Origin of the sequence: Campylobacter lanienae NCTC 13004 (assembly GCF_002139935.1) — a bacterium.
Taxonomy (GTDB): Bacteria; Campylobacterota; Campylobacteria; order Campylobacterales; family Campylobacteraceae; genus Campylobacter; species Campylobacter lanienae.
The window spans coordinates 36,598-57,941 of the sequence record NZ_CP015578.1; the positions used below are offsets into that span (position 1 = coordinate 36,598).

Genomic DNA, 21,344 nt, shown 5'->3' on the forward strand with positions numbered 1-21,344 from the left:
AAGCCCCACTTCGTGGGGTACCCCGTTTTGATTTCGTTAGAGCTAAAATCTGTCTTTACTATAAAATTTATAAAATTTAAAATATTAAAGATATTTCTTTTTTAAGTGGGAAGGGGTACCCCATTTATGGGGGCTTTAGTGTTTGCTACTTTAGTGGCGACTTGTTGCCACGTTAAAAGTAGATAAAAATAAAAAGCGCTTTTTTGGCAGATGAATAGCGTAACAGCAAAAACGATGTAAATCATCGTTTGCGACGCTACGAAGGATAGCAACACCTTGGCTTCCCCCTTAACAACCCCTAACCCCCTGTAAAAGCCTTCTAAGGTGCTGTGCGAAGCACAGATTTAAATTATTTTTATTTCTTTACTTCGCAAGACGGAGTAAAGCCCCGCAAGCGGGGTATCTCCATTTATCACTCTAAATTTGGCTTAAAATAGCAATTAATTTTTTAATATAATTAAAATTTATGCTATATTTACTTAATTTTTATACAAAATTTATATAAAATATTATATCATTCCAAAATTAAAAAGATAAAGTTTATCCTAATTATTTAGGAGATAAGGAAAGGATAGTTTTTGAAAGTTTATTTAGATAATAATGCAACTACGATGATTGATCCTGAGGCTTTAGAGTTGATGCTTCCATTTCTTAAAGAGCATTTTGGTAATCCAAATTCGCTTCACAGCTATGGTAGCGAAACTCACCCAGCACTAAGAAGAGCTCTAGATCAATTATATACAGGCATAAACGCCTCTGATAAGGATGATATCGTTATCACAGGATGCGCTACTGAGAGCAATAACTGGGTATTAAAGGGTATATATTTTGATAAGATATTAAAAGGGGATAAAAAGCGTATAGTTACAACCACCGTAGAGCATCCAGCAATCGGTGCTACCTGTGCTTTTTTGGAGTCTTTGGGAGTTGAGATTACTAGAATTGATGTAAATAGCCAAGGTGTTATCACGGCTGATGATCTACGCAATGTGATGAGCGATGATGTTGCACTTGTGAGTGTAATGTGGGCAAATAACGAAACTGGCATGATCTTCCCTATCAAAGAGTTAGCTAGTATAGCGCATGAATTTGGAGCGTTATTTCACACAGACGCAGTCCAAGCAGTAGGCAAGATCCCAGTAGATGTCCAAGATGCCAATGTGGATTTTTTAAGCTTTTCAGGGCATAAATTTCACGCTCCAAAGGGTGTTGGCGCACTATATATCAAAAATTCAATACCACTAACTAGCCTACTTCATGGTGGTGAACACATGGGCGGTAGAAGAAGTGGAACCTTAAATGTCGCCGGTATCGTAGCAATGGGTCAAGCGATGGAAAATGCCAATAAATTTTTAATTTACGAGCAAAGCCATGTAGGTAGATTAAGAGATAAGCTAGAAGATGCGCTTTTATCTTTGCCAGATGTAAGAGTAATAGGCGATAGACAAAACCGCGTCCCAAATACGATTCTAGCTAGTATCAAAGGAGTTGAGGGCGAAGCAATGCTGTGGGATCTAAATCAAGCAGGCATAGCAGCTAGCACCGGTTCAGCCTGTGCGAGCGAAGATCTAGAAAGCAACCCTATAATGGAAGCGATAGGTGCTGATAGCGAGCTAGCTCATACCGCTCTTAGATTATCTTTATCACGCTTTAATACTGAAGAAGAGATTGATTATGCTATTGAGAAGATTAAGCGTGCTGTGGATAGATTGCGTAGTATATCGAGCAGTTACGCATATGCACCAAAATGGCATAAATCAGGACTATAAGGAGACAATATGGCAAAAGGAAATTTAATAAGCGGAAATATCTGGGAAGAGTATTCTCAAAAAGTTCAAGATGCGATGAATCATCCTAAAAATATGGGTGAAATCACAGAAGAAGATGCGAAGGCTATAGGCTGTAAGCTAATCATCGCTGACCACGGCGCCGAGAGCTGTGGTGACGCTGTTAGGCTCTATTGGGCGGTTGATGAGGCTAGTGATGTTATTAAAGATGCTAAATTTAAAAGCTTTGGCTGTGGCACGGCTATAGCTAGTAGCGATTATATGGCTGAGCTTTGTAAGGGCAAAACAGTAGATCAAGCAGTCAAAATCACAAATTTAGATGTTGAAAGGGCTATGCGAGATAATCCAGATACCCCAGCTGTCCCACCGCAAAAAATGCACTGCTCTGTTATGGCGTATGATGTTATCAAGGCAGCAGCCGCTAGCTATAAAGGCGTAGATCCTGAACATTTTGAAGATGAGATTATCGTGTGTGAGTGCGCTAGAGTGAGCCTTGGGACGATAAAAGAGGTTATAAGATTAAATGATCTAACCACGGTTGAAGAGATCACTCAATATACCAAAGCTGGGGCATTTTGTAAAAGCTGTATAAAGCCTGGCGGACACGAAAAAAGAGAGTATTATCTAGTGGATATCTTAGCTGAGGTTAGATCTGAAATGGAGTCTGAAAGGCTAAAAGCTATTGCTGATGCGAAGATCAGTGGTAGCGGAATTGATAGCGATCTAAGCTTTGAAGAGCTAAGTGTGGTTAAGCAGTTAAAGGCTGTTGAGGCTATTATCGATGAACATGTCAGACCTATGCTAGAGATGGATGGGGGAAATATGGAGATACTAGATATCAAATCAGAAGGCGGTAGAACCGATATTTATATCCGATATTTAGGTGCGTGTAGCGGTTGCGCTAGTGGCGCTACTGGAACGCTATATGCGATTGAAAATATCTTACAAGAGAATTTAAGCCCAAATATCAGAGTAATACCTGTATGAAAAACGCTAAATTCAAAGCCGGACACTACTATATAGGAGATCTAGCTAAGATTTTAGACTATTTGAATTTAAGTGCCCTAAAATATGGTTTTGGGGCGCTTGGCGAGTTTGAGTATTTGAGCTTAGATCTTGATCGTGATGAGATAAAAGATAGCGATGGATTTACCTATAGTATCGATAGCTCAAATTTCGGGATTATAAGTGCGGATATCATAGATGAAGAGCTTTTAAGTAGCAGGATTTTGACCCTTAGACATGGGTTTATCGCTAATAAATTTAGTAGTTATCGCCTAGCTAGAATTGTTGAATTTAAAGATGATTTTGAGGTTATTATAAGTGATGATGATATTAAATTTGGCAATATAATCCTAAATTTATAAAATTTATTTACACATTTGATTTATTCAAAAAATTTTCAGCTAAATATAGCAAAAATTTAGTATAATAAAAGCATTAGAATTTTTCATAAAGAGTTTGAATATGGTGCCTAGCTGGGATGACAAATATAGCATTGGTAATTCGGATATAGATTTACAACATCAAAAGCTATTTGATCTTGCCAAAAAATCATTTATTTACGCTAATAAAAATGTATCTCGTGAAGAGATCCGTGGTATCGTGGCTGAATTTTTTGAGTATATGAAAGAACATTTCAAAGATGAACAAGAGTATATGGAGCTAATCGGCTATCCAAATTTACACGAACACACGATGATCCATAAAGATATTATAGCTAGTATGGCGGGCCTCATCAAAACAGCGAAAAATGTAAATGACCTAAAAGAAAATTTGCTATTAATCGCCGAAAAATGGCTAGTTGAGCATATATTAAAAGAGGATGCCAAGATAGAAAAGTGGCGTCAAGCGCAGCTACAGCATTCGGAATCCGAGCTAGTAGAAGAAAAACCACAACAATACAGATATACTTGTGGTTGTCCGCATAAAATTCATCTTGTCCCTAGCCATATACATGAAAAAATTCTAGAAGGCAAGAAATTCTCTTGTATGACTTGTAAGGTTGTGATTAAGATTAAATTATCTTAATTTATGAATCTTAGATTGGTTTTGTATTATTAAATTTAATTAAATTTGATAAAGATTTTAAATTTCTATTTTAGCGAATATTTTTGATTTAAATTTATTATATTGATAGTGGTGATTTTATTATTTTGGCTTTGATAAAAAACAAAGCCCCAAATACGGGGATTTGTTTATAGATTATTGAACGCTTTTTAGGCTTTGGAAAGGCTAAAGCATAATTTTATCTATTTTTTAGGCGTTACTAGCATATTTACATAACGACCTTCTAAGATAGGCGCCTTATCTCTATCGGCATATTCTTGTACCATATCCCAAATTTTTTCAAGCAAACTCACGCCAATTTCAGGAGTAGTCATCTCACGACCCTTTAAAAAGACTCTAAATTTGACATATTTTCCTTCAGATAAAAATTCTTGAGCGTGTTTGATCTTATAATTTATATCATTTTGCGCTATTTTGGCTGAAAGCTTAATCTCTTTTATCTCGATTACTTTTTGCTTTTTCTTGGCTTCTTTTTGCTTTTTTTCTTGTTGATAACGGAATTTGCCATAATCCATTATTTTACACACAGGCGGCTTAGCATCAGCTGCTATTAATACTAGATCTAAGCCCATTTTGTTTGCTATATTTAGCGCTTCATCTCTGCTGATGACCCCATAAGCTGTGCCATCATCTCCTACACATCTAACCTCGCTTGCGCGGATTTCGTCATTTAGATAAACCTCTTTATCCTTGCTCAAATATTCACCTCGTTTATTTTGGTTTGGACTAAGCTATAGAATTCATCCAAGCTCATATCCTTTTGTTCTCTAGCCCTACGATCTCGTAAAGCTACACCTTTGTTTGCTACTTCATTATCGCCAAGCACTATTATCATAGGTACTCTTTGTTTTTCTGCGTTTCTGATTTTTTTATTTAATGTATCATTTTTGCTAAAAATTTCACTATCGATATTCATATCAAGTAGTTTGGCATAAATCTCTTTAGCGTAATCAAGATGAGTATCATTAATCGGTATAATCACAACTTGAGTAGGCGCAATCCAAAATGGCAACTCCCCAGCCGTATGCTCAAGCAAGATACCTATAAAACGCTCAAAACTACCTAAAATCGCACGATGTAACATTACAGGCTGTTTTCTCTCGTTATTTTCATCTATGTACTCTAATCCAAATCTAGCTGGTAAGTTAAAATCTACTTGAATTGTACCGCATTGCCACTTTCGCTTTAAAGCGTCAGTGATTTTGATATCTATTTTAGGTCCATAAAATGCCCCGCCGCCTTCATCAATGCCATATTTTAATCCCTTTTCATCAAGGGCGTCTTTTAAGGCTTTTGTAGCTATCTCCCATACTTCATCATCGCCCACAGCTTTGGTTGGTTTAGTCGATATCTCCATCTCATAGCTAAAGCCAAAGGCATTCATAATTTTATCTACAAAATCAAGGATTTCATATACATTTTCTTTAATTTGGCTCGGCATACAAAATAGATGAGCATCATCTTGAGTAAATTCACGAACTCTAAATAATCCGTGTAAGACTCCGCTTTTTTCGTGTCTATGAACCACGCCGTATTCAAAAAATTTAAGTGGTAGATCTCTGTAACTTCGAATTTCGCTTTGATAAACCTTGATATGGCCTACGCAATTCATCGGTTTTATGCCATATTCTTGCTCATCAATTGTGGTAAAATACATATTTTCTTTGTAGTTTGTATAGTGGCCACTGATCTTCCAAGCGTCGCTTTTAAGGATTTCTGGGCCACGAACTGGCTCATATCCACGAAGTCTGTGAGTGCGATATAATTTATGCTCTAAGCGACTTCTAAGCCTAGAACCATTTGGTAGCCAAATAGGGAGCCCAACACCAATGCTATCATCAAAGGTAAAAAACTTCATCTCACTTCCAAGCTTCCTGTGATCTCGCTTTTTAGCCTCTTCTATGATTCTTATATGCTCATTTAGGCTATCTTTGTCAGCGTATGCGGTGCCGTAAATTCTAGTTAGCATCTCACGATTTTCATCGCCACCTAGATAAGCCCCAGCAATTCTAGTTAGTTTAAAAAACCTAGCAAAAATCGTATTTGGGATATGTGGCCCACGGCAAATATCTTCAAATTCGCCTTGAGAGTATAGACTCACTGCGCCATCTGGAATGCGCTTTAAGACCTCTTGCTTGAGATCGTCATCTGCGTATTTGGTGGCTACTTCACTTTTGGTGGAGGCTATTTTGATAATTGGAGTTTTAGCAAGGGCTAGCTCTTTCATCTTCTTTTCTATAGTGATGAGATCATCTTCGCCAAGCTTGCTTCCATCGCTTTTGCTTACACGCATATCATAGTAAAAGCCATCTTCAATCGCAGGCCCAACAAAAAATTTAACATTAGGATAAAGCTCTTTAATAGCCGCAGCCATAAGGTGCGCACAGGAGTGGCGGATGATCTCAAGCGCCTCTTTGGAGTTGTCAAATTTAATCTCGCTACCACCGCCGGTGTAGCTTTGAGTATCTACTATTTTACCATTTACATTATATCCGATTACTTCGCTCATCTACTCTCTTTTTATAAAAATAACAAAATGCTAAATTCTATCCAATTGTATTTTAACTTAAACTGAATTTTAATAAAATTTAAGCTAATATCATAAATCAAATTTATTTACCAATTTGGTTATTTTTGAATTTGATTTATGTAGTTTAGATAGGAATTTAAATTTGATTTTTGAGAGCGGCTTAGGGCTATGAAATTATCATTTAGGGTATCTTTTTTGGCGTAGTTAAGCGGTTTTAAATCATTTAGCGATAGCATAATCCCACCACTTTGATAAAGCAGAAAATCCCCAGCAGCCGTATCCCATAAGCTAGAGCCATATAACCTGACAAAGACTCCAGCAAGTCCTTGGGCTAGATATGTGAATTTGATTGCGGAGCTGATTTTGACGATATTTAGGTTGAAATTTTTAGCGAATTTGTCTAAATTATCGATATTTTGTGATTTACCTGTGATGAGTGAATTGCGGTTATTTATATCTATGATTTTACCATTTTTGTATATGCTAGAGCCTTGAAAACTACTAAATATCTCATCATTAATAGGCGAGTATATCACTCCTAAAATCGGTCTAGAGCGATAAATCAAAGCTATACAAACGCAAAATTCCCCACTCCTAGATACAAACTCCCTAGTCCCATCAAGTGGATCGATTAGCCAAAATATTGAATTCTCATCTCTTTTATCAAATTCCAAAATACTCTCTTCAGAGCATATTGGAATTTGAGTTTTGGATAAAATTTCATATATCGCATCATTAGCTGCTAAATCAGCCGTGGTTAATAAGGAGTTATCAAATTTATATTGGATTTCGAATTTGTTATATGAATTTAAGATAGCCACCCCAGCGGCCTTAGCGGCTTTTAGGGCGACTTGATGTAGGTTATTTAGGTTGAGAGACAGGTCCGACATATAGCTGTCTTGGGCGAACAATTTTGATATTGTCTTGAGATTTTAGCTCCATCCATTGGCTTAGCCATCCTGGAACTCTACCCATTACAAATATAGCCGCAAACATCTCATTCGGAATTCCCAAAGCTTTTAAGATTACGCCACTATGGAAATCCACATTTGGATATAGATTTCTAGATACAAAATATTCATCATTTAGAGCTATCTCTTCGATTCTAGTAGCGACTTTAATTAGATTGCTATCTATACCGATTTCATCGATTAGTTTATCTCTTAATCCTTTTAAGACTTTGGCTCTTGGGTCAAAGTTTTTATAGACTCTATGCCCAAAGCCCATTAGGCGGAATGGATCGTTTTTGTCTTTTGCTTTTTTGATAAACTCATCAACTCTATCTGGAGTACCGATCATCTCAAGCTGTCTTATAACGCCCTCATTAGCACCACCATGAGCATGCCCCCAAAGCGCACCGATACCAGCGCTTATACATGAGTATGGATGAGCGTGAGTAGAGCCAACTGTCCTAACAGTCGTAGTAGAGGCATTTTGCTCGTGGTCAGCGTGAAGCATTAAGATTGTATCAAAGGCTTTAACTTCGATTGGTTTTAGATCTACTCTATTGTGTGGGAATGCTCTTAACATATATAAGAAATTCTCTGTAAATCCACGATCTAAATCTGGATAAATCACTGGAAAGCCACGAACATGACGATAATAAAATGCTATCATAGTAGGGATTTTAGCTACCATTCTTTTAGCTAATTCCATATAATCTTGCATATTATCAAAGTTCATATCTCTTTTATAGTAAGCACTCATAGTAGCTACACTTGCTTGTAAAACCGCCATCGGATGAGCCTTATCAGGGAAACAATCAAATAGTTTTATCATCTTTTCATTTAGATAGCTTCTCTCTTTTAGCTCTTGGCGAAATGCGTCTAGCTCCTCTTGGCTTGGGAGTTTGCTATTAAATAATAGATATACCAAATCTAAATATCTTTTATTTTCAGCAAGCCACGCTATATCATAGCCTCTATGCATCAAAGTCCCAGCCTCACCATCAATATATGTGATAGCTGAACGACACATTGCGGTGCTAGTATAGCCCCTATCAAATGTAAACATACCAGTATCTTTGTATAGATTAGATATATCTATAACGCTAGGCCCTAAAGTACCATCAAGAATAGGAAATTCATAGCTTTTTCCATTTCTATTGTCGGTTAATGTTACTGTGTTACTCATTTTTATCCTTTGATTAAAATTTTTATATCTTATCTAAATTTTATTTAAATTAAATTGCCCTTAAATATCTAACTTAATTATTTAAGGCGAAATTTAAGATAATTTGTAAATTTTATTAATATCATAGACAAAATCACCTCAAAAATACTAGCGATAATAAAAGCAAAATATAGCTCTTTTGCTATATTTCCAGCATTATAAGCTACCGTAGCCACCGCTACTAAAAGCGTAAGTGGCATTGAGAGTGATAAGCCAAAAAGAATACTATCATATAATCCAAAACGCTTTACAAATATCATTGAAGATATCACTCGCACAATAATCATAAATATCATCAATTTCATAGCATTATCAAGCACTCCAGGAACCAAAAGATATTCAAGCTCCACGGTTGTACCAATATAGACAAAAAATATTGGCACCAAAAATCCAAACCCAAAGCTACCTAGCTTATGTGGAAGATCTTTTTTGTGATTAAAAAATGTAGCGATAAAGCTCCCAGCGATAAAAGCCCCAAGGACAATCTCCAAATTTAGATATATCATCACCGCTACAGTGCTAAAAAATAGCGCCATAGATAGGCGGATATCCTTTTCACTCTTATCATCGTGAGGCATTAGTAGAATTTTGAGATTTGGATACCACCAAAATAGCACTTCAAGCCCCTTAAATCCAAGCACACAAAGCACAATAAATAGTATAAGATAGTATATACTACTAAATAACTCAATAGAATTACCAAATTCAATATAAGCTGACATAAGGGTTAAAAGAGCGATACTAAGCACCTCACCTATGCCACCAGCGATCATAGCGGTATTTAGCCAAGGCTCGTTTTTACCATACTCTTTAAATAGAGTAGATAAAATTCCAACCGACATAAGTGGCACCACCACAATAACCAAAAACGCCGGCGATATAAACGCACTAAAGATCCCAGCTACAATATATAAAATAGTTAGATAAGAAAGAACTAGCTTTATAATGCTTTTTTCTATTTTAAAAAAAGATTTCAGATCTATCTCAGTCCCAGCCAAAAACATTAGATAAAAAAACCCAACTTCAGCTACTATCTTAAATGGCTCACTATGTGGTATAAACCCAAAAAACCCAAAGACTATCCCCATCATAATCTCTATAGGGGCGATTGGGATTTTAGAAATTTTAGAAAAATATGGCGATATAAAGATTATAAACGCCAAAACAAGTAAAATAGAAAGCTCATTAATGGCACTGTGTTGCAAACTCAAAGCCTCGTTTTTTAAGCTCTTCTATATCCTTGCTAGCAGCCTCGCCACTAGTAGTAAGATAATCCCCCACGACAATAGCACTAGCTCCATTTTCTAATATCTCATATTGCCTATCGCCAAGGATTACCTCTCTACCGCCAGCTACCATTATTCTAGTATTAGGCAGAGCCTTAGCGCTATCTCTTAATATCTCTAAGGCTTCATCGGCACTAAGCTTTGGCTCTTTGATTTTTAAAGCGGGATTTGGGATAAAGAAATTTATTGGACTAGTAAATGGATTTAGCTCTTTTAGTGAGTTTCTAAAGCTTATTCTATCTTGATTGCTCTCTCCAAGACCATAAATTCCGCCACAGCAAAGCTCAAGCCCAGCTCTTTTGGCGTTTAAATTCGTCTGAAATCTCTCATCCCAGCTATGAGTAGAGCAGATTTTAGGAAAGTATTCACGGCTTGTTTCAAGATTGTGATTATAGCTGAAAATTCCAGCATTTTTAAGCTCTTTTAAGCTCTCATAACTTGCACTTCCATTACATGCTATCAGCAGCAGCTCAGGCACCTCTTTTTGTAATGTTTTGGCAGTTTGGCAGATAAACTCAAGCTTTTTATCATCAAGCCCCCTACCGCTAGTAACTAAGCAAAAGCCAAGAGCTTTATTTGCCTTAGCCATTTTGGCCTCTTTTAAAATTTGTTCTATACTTTTTTGTTTATATCTATTTATATCAGCTTTTACATGAGCACTTTGAGTACAATACGCACAATCTTCAGGGCAGTTGCCACTACTAACATTACATATCGCACATAGCATTACTACTTTATTCATTATTACTTACCTCTTCTTTAAATTTACATTGTGGGCATTCTTTGAAATCCCCTTTTTTAAGCTCTTTTAAGACCATTTGTGTATTACATTTTGGGCATTTGTCTATAATTGGTTTATATTTACTTAGAAAATTACATTTTGGATAGTTGGCACAGCCATAGAATTTACCTTTTTTGCTAATTCTCTCGACCAATTCTCCACCGCAATCAGGGCATTGAATGCCGATTTTAGATGGCTCTTTCTTCTCAAATTTATTAGAGTTAGCTAGGTTTTTGGTATATTTACATTTTGGGAAATTTAAACAGGCTATAAACTCGCCAAATCTACCCTTTCTTTTAACTAACTCCCCACCGCAATCAGGGCATTTCTCACCTATTGGCTCGGCTACTTTTTGGCTTTTTATATTTGTTTTTCCTTCATCAATCTGTTTGATAAAAGGGTGATAAAAATTAGATAAAACCTCTTGCCAATCGGCTTTATTTTCGGCTATATCATCAAGTTTTTCTTCCATTTTAGAAGTAAATTCGCTATCTACAATATCTTTAAAATTATCTTCTAATACTGAAGTTATAGTAAATGCTATATCATTTGGGATTAATTGCTTTTTTTCTACTTTGACATAATCACGGCTAGTTAGAAGTGAAATAGTAGGCGCATAGGTGCTAGGTCTGCCAATTCCAAGGCTCTCTAGCTTTTTGACAAGGCCAGCTTCAGAGTAGCGACTAGGTGGTTCGGTTTCGTGTTTGGTGCTTTTGATACTTTGGATACTCATATTATCATCGATTTTTAAAGGTGGGAGAATTTTATCTTTATCCATATCGCCATAAACTCTATAAAATCCATCGAAAGAAACCTTCTTGCCTAAGAGTTTAAACTCGCAATTTTCGCCCTTTATAATGATATTTTGAATTTCGCACACGCTAGGGCTCATCTGTGAAGCCAAAAATCTGTTATAAATCAAGGTGTATAGCCTTAGCATATCTTTATCTAAATATTGTGAGGCAATTTGTGGTGTAAAGCTCAAATTCGTAGGTCTGATCGCCTCGTGAGCCTCTTGGGCGCCTTTGGATTGTGTGGTGTAGATATTGGCAGTTTTTGGTAGATATTTTGATCCAAATTCGCTCTTTATAAGCTCCCTAGCAGCGTTTAGGGCTTCTTTGGCTATATTTAGGCTATCTGTTCTCATATAGGTTATAGCACCCATAAAACCGCTATTTGTCTGGACGCCTTCATATAAACTTTGGGCTAACATCATGGTTTTTTTAGGGCTAAAGCCAAGTCTATTTGACGCACTTTGTTGTAGAGTTGAGGTCATAAAAGGTGGTTGGGGGTTAGTTTTACGCTCTTTGGATTCTATGCTTTTGACTTTGAATTTATCATCTTTTATATTATCTAAGATATATTTGGCTCTTTGGGCGTTTGTGATGGTGAGCTTTTCTATCTTTGAGCCTTGAAATTCGATTAACTCAACTTCTAAATCATCTTTAAATTTAGCATCAATGCTAAAATACTCAATAGGCTTAAATTCTCTAATCTCACGCTCTCGATCGACTAGAATTTTAAGCGCTGAGCTTTGGACACGCCCAGCACTTAAACCTCTTTGAATTTTGATATTTAAAAGCGGACTAAGCTTATAGCCAACAATCCTATCTAATAGCCTTCTTGCTTGTTGGGCATTTACGCTATTCATATCTAATTTTCTAGGATTTGCCAAAGCCGCCTCGATAGCGCCCTTTGTGATTTCGTGAAATACTATTCTAGGTAGGGTTTCGGGCTTTTTGCCAATTGCTGTGGCGATATGATAAGCTATAGCCTCACCCTCTCTATCCTCATCGGTCGCTAGATAGATGGTATCGGCACTTTTAGCAAGCTCTTTAATCTCTTTTACGATAGCAGAGTGATCGCTGCTAATCCTATACTCAGGAGTAAAGTTATCCCCATCTATCTTAATCCCAAAGCTAGATTTAGGCAGATCTCTAATATGCCCCTTACTAGCTATAACCTTATACTCAGAACCTAAGAAATTTTTTATAGTTTTAGCTTTAGCTGGAGATTCAACTATTATTAATTTACTCATATTTCGCCCCAAATTCAGTTAGGCGTAATTTTACCAAAAAACTATAAAATTGATATAAAACAACTTCAAATTTACCCCATTATAAGATTAAAATATCCTAAAATTGATCCAGCTCCAACTCCTTCAAGCACGATAAATAAAGTGGCTAAAATGCTTAAAATTCCTATCCAGACAGCTCTACATTTTGGGATTATGATAGCTTGAGTTGGTGATTTAAAATATATACTAATAATAATTCTTAGATAATAATATACTGATATAATGGTGTTTATAATACCAAAAATCGCCAAATACGCATTACCGCTTTCAAAGGCACTTGAGAATACATAAACCTTACCCAAAAATCCCACCGTATATGGAAATCCGATAAATGAAAGGCAGATAAGAGTAAATGCCAACGCCCCAAGCGGTGAGCTCTTATAAATTCCAGCAAGAGAGTCGATCTCAACCCTTTGATCTTTAAAAAACGCATTTAAGAGTAAAAAGGCAAATCCCGTTGTAATAGCATAAATAGCGATATAATACACCCCAGCAGATAGCGGATTTTCTACATTTAAACTAGCTAAATTTATAAAGATATATCCAGCATGAACTATCCCAGCAGCTATCAAGATCTTTTTAACATCTATCTCTTTAAGGCTCAAAAAGTTACCGATAAACATACTAAATATCGCAATTACGCTAAATATAATCGCTAAAATTTCATCCCAGTCACCGCTATAAAGCAGGGCAAATTTGATCAGTAGCCCAAAACTAGCTAGTTTAAACGCCCCAGCTAAATATCCAGTTATACTAGTGCTAGCTCCATAATATACATCAATACTCCAGCGATAAAAACCAAAAATCGCAATCTTAAAAAATATCATCGCAATCACCATTAACACGCCAATTGTGGTAATCAAAGATGGTGATAAGAGTTTGCTAAGAATCTCATATTTTGTACTTTGAGTAGTCCCAAATATCAAAGCTGCCCCAAGCAAGTAAAACGCACTCATAAATGATGAGAGTAAGAAGTATTTAAAGGCTGCTTCAATGCTTTTTGAGTTTGAATTTAATGCTATCATCGCATATATGGATATGGAGGCAATCTCGATGAAAATCAAAGTAGTTATAATTTCGCTTGAGATTACCATCCCCATCATACCAAAGGCGGCTAAATTTGCTAATGCTATTAGCTCAGATTTAAAATAGCTCTCATCATCGCTAAAATATACCGTAGCCAAAAATATGATCGTAAGAAAGGCTATAATCACACAAAATATAAACTCAAATTGCCCAAGAGATATAAATTCAGCACAAAAAAATGGCAAATCCCCACTAAGAAGCTCAACCCTAAAAACAAAAAACGAGATTAAAATAAGAGCCCAAAAGGCTAAATTTATACCTAAAAGCGATATTTTATTGATTTTTGTAACGCTTAAAAATATATTAGCTACAATAGCGGCGATTGATAGTAAAAAAGGTGTTAAAGCTATCATTATTGCCCCTTTAAATTTGATTTTATGTATTTTTCATAGTGGCTTTGGATCGTGCTTTGCGATAGGTCTAAGATCGGCTTAGGATATAGACCCATTACAAATATCACAATCGCCACCAAACCAAAGGCTATAACTTGAGATTTGCTAAGCTCTTTGAATTTATCTGTAACTTCATTTACACTTTGTAAAATCGCCTTGCGATAAACCACAAACATATAAACCGCACCGATGATAATAGAAGTTGTAGCGATAATCCCATAGATTAAATTTGATTTAAATAATCCCACTAAAATCAAAAGCTCAGCCACAAAACCGATGGTAGTAGGAAGCCCCACGCTTGATAGCATCATAATGCCAAATAGCGTAGCAAAAATCGGAGCCTTAGTAGCTATACCACCAAGCTGACTAACCTTGCGAGTGCCTAGCTGATTAGAGATGATACCCACCATCAAAAACATCGCTCCACTAGTTAATGCGTGAGCTATAATCTGATATAACGCCCCGCTCATTGCTACGCTATCAAGGCTGAAAACCCCAGCTAAGATTAGGCCCAAATGCGACGCTGAAGCAAAGGCCAAAAGAGTCTTAAAGTCATCGCACCTAAGGGCAATTATCCCAAAATATATCATAGAAAATATCCCAAGTGCCACAAAATAGCTAGAAAACTCAACAAAGCTAAGCGAAAATATCGGCAACACGAATCTCAAAATCGCAAACACCGCCACCTTAGACGCAATGGCTGAAAGCATAAAGGTAGCCACGCTAGGCGAGTGCGTGTATGCCCCGCTAAGCCACATATGAAATGGAAACAAAGGAAGTTTAATCACAAAAGCTATCATAAAGCTAAAAAATAGTATTCGCTCTACGCTTAGGCTTAAATTTAAATTCACCAAATCCGCCAAAGCGAAGCTATAAAATCCAAATTCCAAATAGTGTGCCACGCCAAGATAGATAATCGCCCCAAGCATAATCATCGACCCAAATATCGCATAATACATCATATCTAGCATAGCTTTAGCTCTTTTAACGCTCTTACCATACAAGCCAGTCATTATAAATATTGGCAAAAGCATCATCTCCCATCCAGCATAGAAAAAGATCAAATCAAGCGAGCTACAAACAGCCAAAAACCCACTCTCTATAAATAGCAAATTTGCCCAAAAGCCCTTTTCTTGATACCTAAGCACAAAAAACAAAAAAGGTAAAAATATCGTAATAATCAAAATAAGATAGATATTAATCCCATCTACACCAACCATATATGTAATGCCATAGTTTTTAACTAATGGGACGATATCTACAAACTGCATTCCACCAGCCCCATCAAAGCCAAGGGCCATAATAATAGCCAAAATAGCAACCAAAATAGATCCGCCAAAGGCTATAATCTTGCCCCAAAAATTATTACAAAATAGAGCTATAAAAAGCCCCAATAAAAATGGTATAAATATAATTAAACTCAAGATACTACTCATAAAATAGCCTTTGAAAATATGATAATAACACAGATGAAAAATAGCATATAAAATGCGTATGAACTAGCTAAACCGCTTTGAGTATATCTAGCATAAATTTGGCTAAATGCCTTAAATATCAAAGCGCTAAACTCAACAAACGGATACAAAATTTTATCATCTATAATCTCACGCAAAAAGTGGCTAATTCGTTTTAAATTCGCCACAAAAACAAGATCATATATCTCATCTATATAGAATTTATTTGCTACAATGCTCTCAAATTTACCCATTTTTTCTTCGCAGTTTTTGTAGTTGTAAAATTTCTTATAAGCGATGAAAATCCCAATAGCAGATACCGCCATGCTCACAACTCCAGCCACTATCTCTACCATTAAAGTTGGATGATCAATATCTAAAAATATCGCCATAAATCCACCGCCTAAGGCAAATAGACAAAGGATATAATTCACCCCAAGCATACTAAATGGCACCTTATGTTGCTTTGGTGCGGGATTTTGTGAGTAAAATACCAAGAAAAATAGCCTAAAACAATAATACGCAGTAAGCCCAGCAGTAAATAATAAAATAGCAAATATAGTATAATGCCCAGAAAGAAGCGCCCCAAGAATAATGGCATCTTTGGAGAAAAATCCAGCAAAAGGGAATATCCCACTAATTGCGAGCATACCAAAAAGCATTGGATAATATAGCGATTTATTATCTTTTAAATTCCCCATTTTAAAGATATTTTGCTCATGATGAAGCGCTATAATGATGGCCCCAGCACTCAAAAACAGAAGCGCTTTAAAAAATCCATGAGTAAATAGATGATACATAGCAGCCCCAGAGCTGTAGCTAAGCGCAGCGAACATATATCCTAATTGACTCATAGTGGAGTAGGCTAAAATCTTTTTAATATCAGTAGCCTTTGTAGCGATAATCCCAGCAAAGAGCGCCCCAGCCGCACCAATCCCAGCTAAAACTTCTATTGGCAAGCTAAGCCCAGCAAACAAAAACTCAAATCTAACAACCATATAAACCCCAGCTGTAACCATCGTCGCAGCGTGGATCAAGGCTGAAATCGGAGTTGGCCCAGCCATCGCATCAGGTAGCCAAGTGTATAGTGGAATTTGAGCTGATTTAGCCAAAGCTCCAGTAATGAAACAAAATGCTATAAATATCGCTACACCAGGGCTAAAGCTCACTTCATTTAAGCCAATATAATCAAATTTAACCCCACTACTAGCAAGATACAACGCAATCAGCCCAATCAAAAAGCCAAAATCGCCAATTCTATTTAATATAAAGGCTTTATTGCCGGCTTTGACATTATCTTTATCGCTAAAATAAAAGGCGATTAATAGATATGAGCATACGCCCACGCCCTCCCAGCCGACAAACATCAAAATCGGATTATTTGCTAAAACTAAAATCAGCATAGAGGCTAAGAATAAATTCATATAACAAAAAAACTTACCAAAGCCTTCATCGCCATCCATATAGCCTATAGAATACAGATGTATAAGCATACCTAAAAACGCCACAAATATCGCCATCACCAGACTAAGATCATCAAGATAAAATCCCACATTTATGCTAAATCCAGCGATATCAAGCCAGCTAAATATATCCAAATTCAAGCTGCTACCATAGCTATTAATAAACAGCACAGCCATAGCTACAAAGCTAACTACAGGCCCAACCATCCCCAAAAAAGCAAAGAATCCTTGAGATAATCCAAGACTCTTTCTAGCAAGATATAAAACCCCAAGCAACAAACTACCAATAATTGGTGCTAAAATTACGATATTAACTAGCATCGCTATCCTTTAACTCTTTAAAGCTATCTATATTTAGGCTCTGTTTTGATTTGTGAAGCAAGGTGATGAGCGCAAGACCAAAGCTCGCCTCAGCTGCAGCTATAGCGATAACTAGCATTACAATCACTTGACCATCTAAATTTAAATTAACCCTAGCAAATATCGCAAAAAGCAAAGCAACCGCATTTAGCATAAGTTCAACAGACATAAAAATAGTAAAGATATTTTTACGCAAAATAACACCAAAAATTCCAATCACAAAGAGCAAAATCGCTACAAATATATAATTTTCAACCATTATTTTTGCCTTTTAAAATCGCCACAACCCCTACCAAAGCAGCGGTTAAAAGTAGAGAAATCATCTCAAAGCTAAATCCCCAGTTAAAAAAGAGATACTTTCCAAGTGGTGCGATCTCTCCAAATCCCTCAGGTGCTACCTCGAAGTTACCAGGCATCAAGGCAAGCCAGTAAGCCAAAAAGCCAAAAACGACTAAAGGCAAAGCGGCTTGAATCATCTGTATAAAGCTAAATTTAGCCCATAAGCTATCTGATTTGATATTAAAAAACATCATCACAAAAACCGATAAAACCATAATCGCCCCAGCATATACTACTATTTGGATTAAAAATAGAGTCTTAGCGTATAATAAAAGATACAACCCAGCTATAGCCACCAAAGTGACAATCATAGATAAAGCCCCATGGATAGGTGCTTTAAAGCTAATCAAACCCAAAGCTCCCAAAATAGCTAAAAATGAGAAGTTAATAAACAAAAAATTCTCCATCAAAACTCTCCCCTTTTTCTACTACTAAGCTCATTTATATCGCTAATAAAGCTATCTCTACTACCTTCAACCTTTGTAAATATCCCGCTATCCATTCTTATAGCATCCTTAGGACACGCCTCCACGCAAAGCCCGCAAAATACACACTCCAAAAGATCTATATTAAAGACTTTTGGGGCTTTTTCTTTGCTACTAGGGACTTCATAGGCTTCTATAAATATACATTTAGCCGGACAAGCTGTAGCACACATATCGCACGCAACGCACTTTAATTCGCCATTATCATATTTGGTTAATCTATGAAGACCACGATATCTAGGGCTTATATCATCGGGTTTTTGCTCGGGATATTCTAGGAATTCAATATTTTTGGTATTGAGTAAATTTCTGATAAAATGCTTAAAAGTTCTAGCCATCCCAGCGATGATATAAAATATATAAATTCGCTCTAAAAGTGGCATTTTTTTTCGTTCGATTTTTTTGACTTTAACTGACATAAACCACCACCAATGCTGTAATAATAATATTTAAAATTGCTAAGGGCATGAGCTTTTCCCAGCCTAAGCGTTGAATTTGGTCATATCTAAATCTAGGTAGAGTCCATCTAACCCAGATAAATACAAGTAGCACTATAAAGGTTTTAAGTGCAAATACCACTAAATTCACCGCAGTAGCTACAATCTCAGCACCAAATTCACCTAAATTTCCATAAAAATATAAGCATATAATATCGATTATAACCACTATCAGAGCTGTTAAGGCGTAATATATGATATTCTCTTTTTTTCTATGATCTTGATCTGTTTTATATCTAGTAACATTATTTTTGCTAACCCACCAGATAAATAATAGACCAAAGATAGTGGCCACGCCAGCTATGCTAAGTAGCACAATCTCATAATTAGCAGCCAAATCAGCCTGTGATAGATAAGGCAATGAGTATCCGCCAAAAAATATCGTAACTATAAGCGCACTCATAGCAGTCATTGCGATATATTCAGCCATAAAAAACATAGCAAAGCTCATCGCACTATACTCAAGGTGATATCCAGCTACTATCTCGCTTTCACCTTCAGCTAGGTCAAATGGCGCTCTATTTGTCTCAGCAAAAGCACAGATGATAAAGATAATCGCCGCTAATGGTTGAAGAAATATCCCCCACGCAGGAAGGCCTAAAAATGAGCCTTGTTGAGCTATTACAAAGTCATTTAAACTAATAGAGTTATATGTGATAATCATACTCACAACAGCTAGACCTAGTGGAATTTCATAGCTTATAGCCCCACTAGCTGCACGCAAAGAGCCTAAGAGAGAGTATTTATTGTTTGAGCTCCAACCAGCTAGCATAATACCATAGATACTAAGACTAGCAAATCCCAAATACCATAGCATACCGCCATCAAATGGGATTGCTTGCATAAGGTATTTGACCCCATCAATGCTAAAATACTCACTAAATGGAATCACAGCTATAGTAAGCGTACTCATCAAAAATAGCACCATCGGAGCGATAGTAAATAACGCTTTGGATCTAATAGCTGCTGGAGTAAAATCCTCTTTTATAGCTAGTTTTAAAGCATCAGCCATCGCTTGGATCAATCCGCCGAGCCTTATACCGGCGATATTAGCTCTATTTGGGCCTGGGCGATCTTGGATAAAAGCTGAAATTTTACGCTCTAATAGCACCAAAACAGGTATCAAAGCCAAAATAAAGATCAAAATAAACACAATCCTAAATATAATTAGCCAAATTTCACTCATGCAAACGCCTTTAATATACTCATATCAAATTCTACCCTACGACCTATAAATTCAGCGATAATATCGCAAATTTTAGGGCTAAGTGGCTCAAAAGCCCCCTTGCTAAATCGCAATTTTTCATCTATATTTAGGGTGTGGCCATCTCTGTGATAGCTACTAGCGCAGACTATATCAGCATCGCTATTTGAGCCGATTTTGATGAGATTATCAAATTCAAATTTATTGATAAACTCAAAATCCCTACCAAGATGAAAAACTATTAAATTTTTAGATTTTTTATCTAAATTTTTATCTATGCCAAGCTTATTTAATCCCACACGATTAGCAGTTTTATTCGGTACTCTAAGCTTTAATCCAATCTCATCTTTAAAGCTCTCATCTCTAAAATCGCTAAATCCATATAAGCCCATATTAAACTCATTAGCCAAAATCTTTAAAGCACTCATCTCTTCAATACTTAATGAGCTTGAAGCTAAGATATCATATTGATCGCCATTTGTCCTAATATCTAGAGCCAAAGCGGAGATTTTCGCACTATCATCACGCTTAATTACTTGCTCATCTTTATAGCTATAACGGCCATAATCACAGATGAAATAGCCATTTACGCTACTCTCTCTAGGTCTAAATCTATAAATTTTGCTATCTTGATATTTTGCTTTATTGCTATCGATCCATATAGCACATCCCCTTTCGCACCCTTGGCAGATTGCGGGGGTCTTTTGTAGGTGCCAAACTCGCTTTTTAAATCTAAAATCAGCCGAAGTCATAGCTCCTACTGGACAGATATCTACTATATTTCCTGCGTATGGATTGTCTATTTTCTTGCCATTCATTAGCATTATATGGCTATGCTCACCACGGCCACCCACGGCTAATTCATTAGTTTGGGTACATATTTGAGTAAATCTCACACACCTTCTACAAAGCACACATCTCTCTTCATCATGGACTACCAAAGAGCCAAGATCCTCTCTTTTGCCTTTTTTTACCTTATCGGCTAGACTTACTTTGGAGTCTTGTAGATCAAATTTCATATAATAATCTTGTAAATCACACTCACCAGCTTGATCGCACACAGGACAATCAAGCGGATGATTAATAAACTCAAGCTCTAAAATTCCACGCTGAACAGCCCTTGTAAGCTCGCTATTTATCTTGATCTCCATACCATCTTTTATAGGTGTATCACATGCTATTTGGGGGCGTTTTTGACCTACTACTTCTATTAGGCACATTCTACAATTACCACTTACGCCAAGCGCTTCATGATAGCAAAAGTGCGGAATTTCAATATTATGCTTTTTTAGCTCGGTGATTAGATTGCCCTTTTCATTTACGCTAAATTTCTCGCCATCAACTATAATCTCTACCATATT

The 21,344-nt window shown here is 36.5% G+C and carries 19 protein-coding genes; 4 read left to right on the plus strand and 15 right to left on the minus strand.

Going from position 1 to position 21,344, the window contains the following annotated elements; translation table 11 throughout:
* Positions 1-578: 578 nt before the first annotated feature.
* The 4 genes from CLAN_RS00195 to CLAN_RS00210 all read left to right on the plus strand — a co-directional run bounded on the left by CLAN_RS00195 (position 579) and on the right by CLAN_RS00210 (position 3,818).
* A complete protein-coding gene (locus CLAN_RS00195) occupies positions 579-1,769 on the plus strand; it encodes a NifS family cysteine desulfurase (RefSeq protein WP_096017404.1) in 1,191 nt (396 codons plus the stop codon).
* A 9-nt stretch (positions 1,770-1,778) separates the two neighbouring features.
* Complete coding sequence (locus CLAN_RS00200; RefSeq protein WP_100590278.1) at positions 1,779-2,774, plus strand: iron-sulfur cluster assembly scaffold protein; 996 nt, start codon at positions 1,779-1,781, stop codon at positions 2,772-2,774.
* Entirely contained in the window at positions 2,771-3,154 is a 384-nt protein-coding gene (locus tag CLAN_RS00205) for a hypothetical protein (protein WP_096017406.1), read from the plus strand. Before CLAN_RS00200 ends, CLAN_RS00205 begins: the two co-directional genes overlap by 4 nt.
* A gap of 100 nt (positions 3,155-3,254) precedes the next feature.
* Positions 3,255-3,818, plus strand: a complete 564-nt coding sequence (locus tag CLAN_RS00210) for a bacteriohemerythrin (protein ID WP_096013793.1) — start codon at positions 3,255-3,257, stop codon at positions 3,816-3,818.
* Positions 3,819-4,039: 221 nt separating this feature from the next.
* Here CLAN_RS00210 and infC read toward each other — a convergent pair whose 3' ends face one another.
* The 15 genes from infC to CLAN_RS00285 form a co-directional block, all read right to left on the minus strand.
* Positions 4,040-4,555, minus strand: coding sequence for a translation initiation factor IF-3 (infC, locus tag CLAN_RS00215; RefSeq protein WP_096013794.1), 516 nt, complete (start codon positions 4,553-4,555; stop codon positions 4,040-4,042).
* Positions 4,552-6,366: a threonine--tRNA ligase gene (thrS, locus tag CLAN_RS00220; RefSeq protein WP_100590279.1), complete on the minus strand. Its 1,815-nt coding sequence runs from the start codon at positions 6,364-6,366 to the stop codon at positions 4,552-4,554. Before thrS ends, infC begins: the two co-directional genes overlap by 4 nt.
* Before the next feature lie 119 nt (positions 6,367-6,485).
* Positions 6,486-7,277: a 3'(2'),5'-bisphosphate nucleotidase CysQ family protein gene (locus tag CLAN_RS00225; protein ID WP_100590280.1), complete on the minus strand. Its 792-nt coding sequence runs from the start codon at positions 7,275-7,277 to the stop codon at positions 6,486-6,488.
* Positions 7,249-8,520 carry a citrate synthase gene (locus CLAN_RS00230; RefSeq protein WP_096020035.1) on the minus strand — a complete coding sequence of 424 codons (1,272 nt, stop codon included), beginning with the start codon at positions 8,518-8,520 and terminating at the stop codon, positions 7,249-7,251. The genes CLAN_RS00225 and CLAN_RS00230 overlap by 29 nt, the downstream gene beginning before the upstream one ends.
* 77 nt (positions 8,521-8,597) lie before the next feature.
* Positions 8,598-9,764, minus strand: coding sequence for a cation:proton antiporter (locus tag CLAN_RS00235; RefSeq protein ID WP_100590281.1), 1,167 nt, complete (start codon positions 9,762-9,764; stop codon positions 8,598-8,600).
* Positions 9,745-10,587, minus strand: coding sequence for a biotin synthase (locus CLAN_RS00240; RefSeq protein ID WP_232045841.1), 843 nt, complete (start codon positions 10,585-10,587; stop codon positions 9,745-9,747). The genes CLAN_RS00235 and CLAN_RS00240 overlap by 20 nt, the downstream gene beginning before the upstream one ends.
* Positions 10,580-12,664: a type I DNA topoisomerase gene (gene topA, locus CLAN_RS00245; protein ID WP_100590282.1), complete on the minus strand. Its 2,085-nt coding sequence runs from the start codon at positions 12,662-12,664 to the stop codon at positions 10,580-10,582. The genes CLAN_RS00240 and topA overlap by 8 nt, the downstream gene beginning before the upstream one ends.
* 71 nt (positions 12,665-12,735) lie before the next feature.
* A complete protein-coding gene (locus CLAN_RS00250) occupies positions 12,736-14,142 on the minus strand; it encodes an NADH-quinone oxidoreductase subunit N (RefSeq protein ID WP_100590283.1) in 1,407 nt (468 codons plus the stop codon).
* Positions 14,142-15,617, minus strand: coding sequence for a complex I subunit 4 family protein (locus CLAN_RS00255; protein ID WP_086253771.1), 1,476 nt, complete (start codon positions 15,615-15,617; stop codon positions 14,142-14,144). The genes CLAN_RS00250 and CLAN_RS00255 overlap by 1 nt, the downstream gene beginning before the upstream one ends.
* Positions 15,614-17,419 (minus strand): NADH-quinone oxidoreductase subunit L, encoded by a 1,806-nt coding sequence (gene nuoL, locus CLAN_RS00260; protein ID WP_100590284.1) that lies wholly within the window; start codon positions 17,417-17,419, stop codon positions 15,614-15,616. Before nuoL ends, CLAN_RS00255 begins: the two co-directional genes overlap by 4 nt.
* Complete coding sequence (nuoK, locus tag CLAN_RS00265) at positions 17,409-17,717, minus strand: NADH-quinone oxidoreductase subunit NuoK (protein WP_086225602.1); 309 nt, start codon at positions 17,715-17,717, stop codon at positions 17,409-17,411. Before nuoK ends, nuoL begins: the two co-directional genes overlap by 11 nt.
* On the minus strand, positions 17,710-18,204 hold the full coding sequence (locus CLAN_RS00270; protein WP_100591029.1) for an NADH-quinone oxidoreductase subunit J family protein: 495 nt from the start codon (positions 18,202-18,204) through the stop codon (positions 17,710-17,712). The genes nuoK and CLAN_RS00270 overlap by 8 nt, the downstream gene beginning before the upstream one ends.
* Positions 18,204-18,701: a NuoI/complex I 23 kDa subunit family protein gene (locus tag CLAN_RS00275; RefSeq protein WP_086226884.1), complete on the minus strand. Its 498-nt coding sequence runs from the start codon at positions 18,699-18,701 to the stop codon at positions 18,204-18,206. Before CLAN_RS00275 ends, CLAN_RS00270 begins: the two co-directional genes overlap by 1 nt.
* Positions 18,691-19,965 carry a complex I subunit 1/NuoH family protein gene (locus tag CLAN_RS00280; protein ID WP_100590285.1) on the minus strand — a complete coding sequence of 425 codons (1,275 nt, stop codon included), beginning with the start codon at positions 19,963-19,965 and terminating at the stop codon, positions 18,691-18,693. The genes CLAN_RS00275 and CLAN_RS00280 overlap by 11 nt, the downstream gene beginning before the upstream one ends.
* On the minus strand, positions 19,962-21,341 hold the full coding sequence (locus CLAN_RS00285; RefSeq protein ID WP_100590286.1) for an NADH-quinone oxidoreductase subunit G: 1,380 nt from the start codon (positions 21,339-21,341) through the stop codon (positions 19,962-19,964). The genes CLAN_RS00280 and CLAN_RS00285 overlap by 4 nt, the downstream gene beginning before the upstream one ends.
* Positions 21,342-21,344 lie beyond the last annotated feature (3 nt).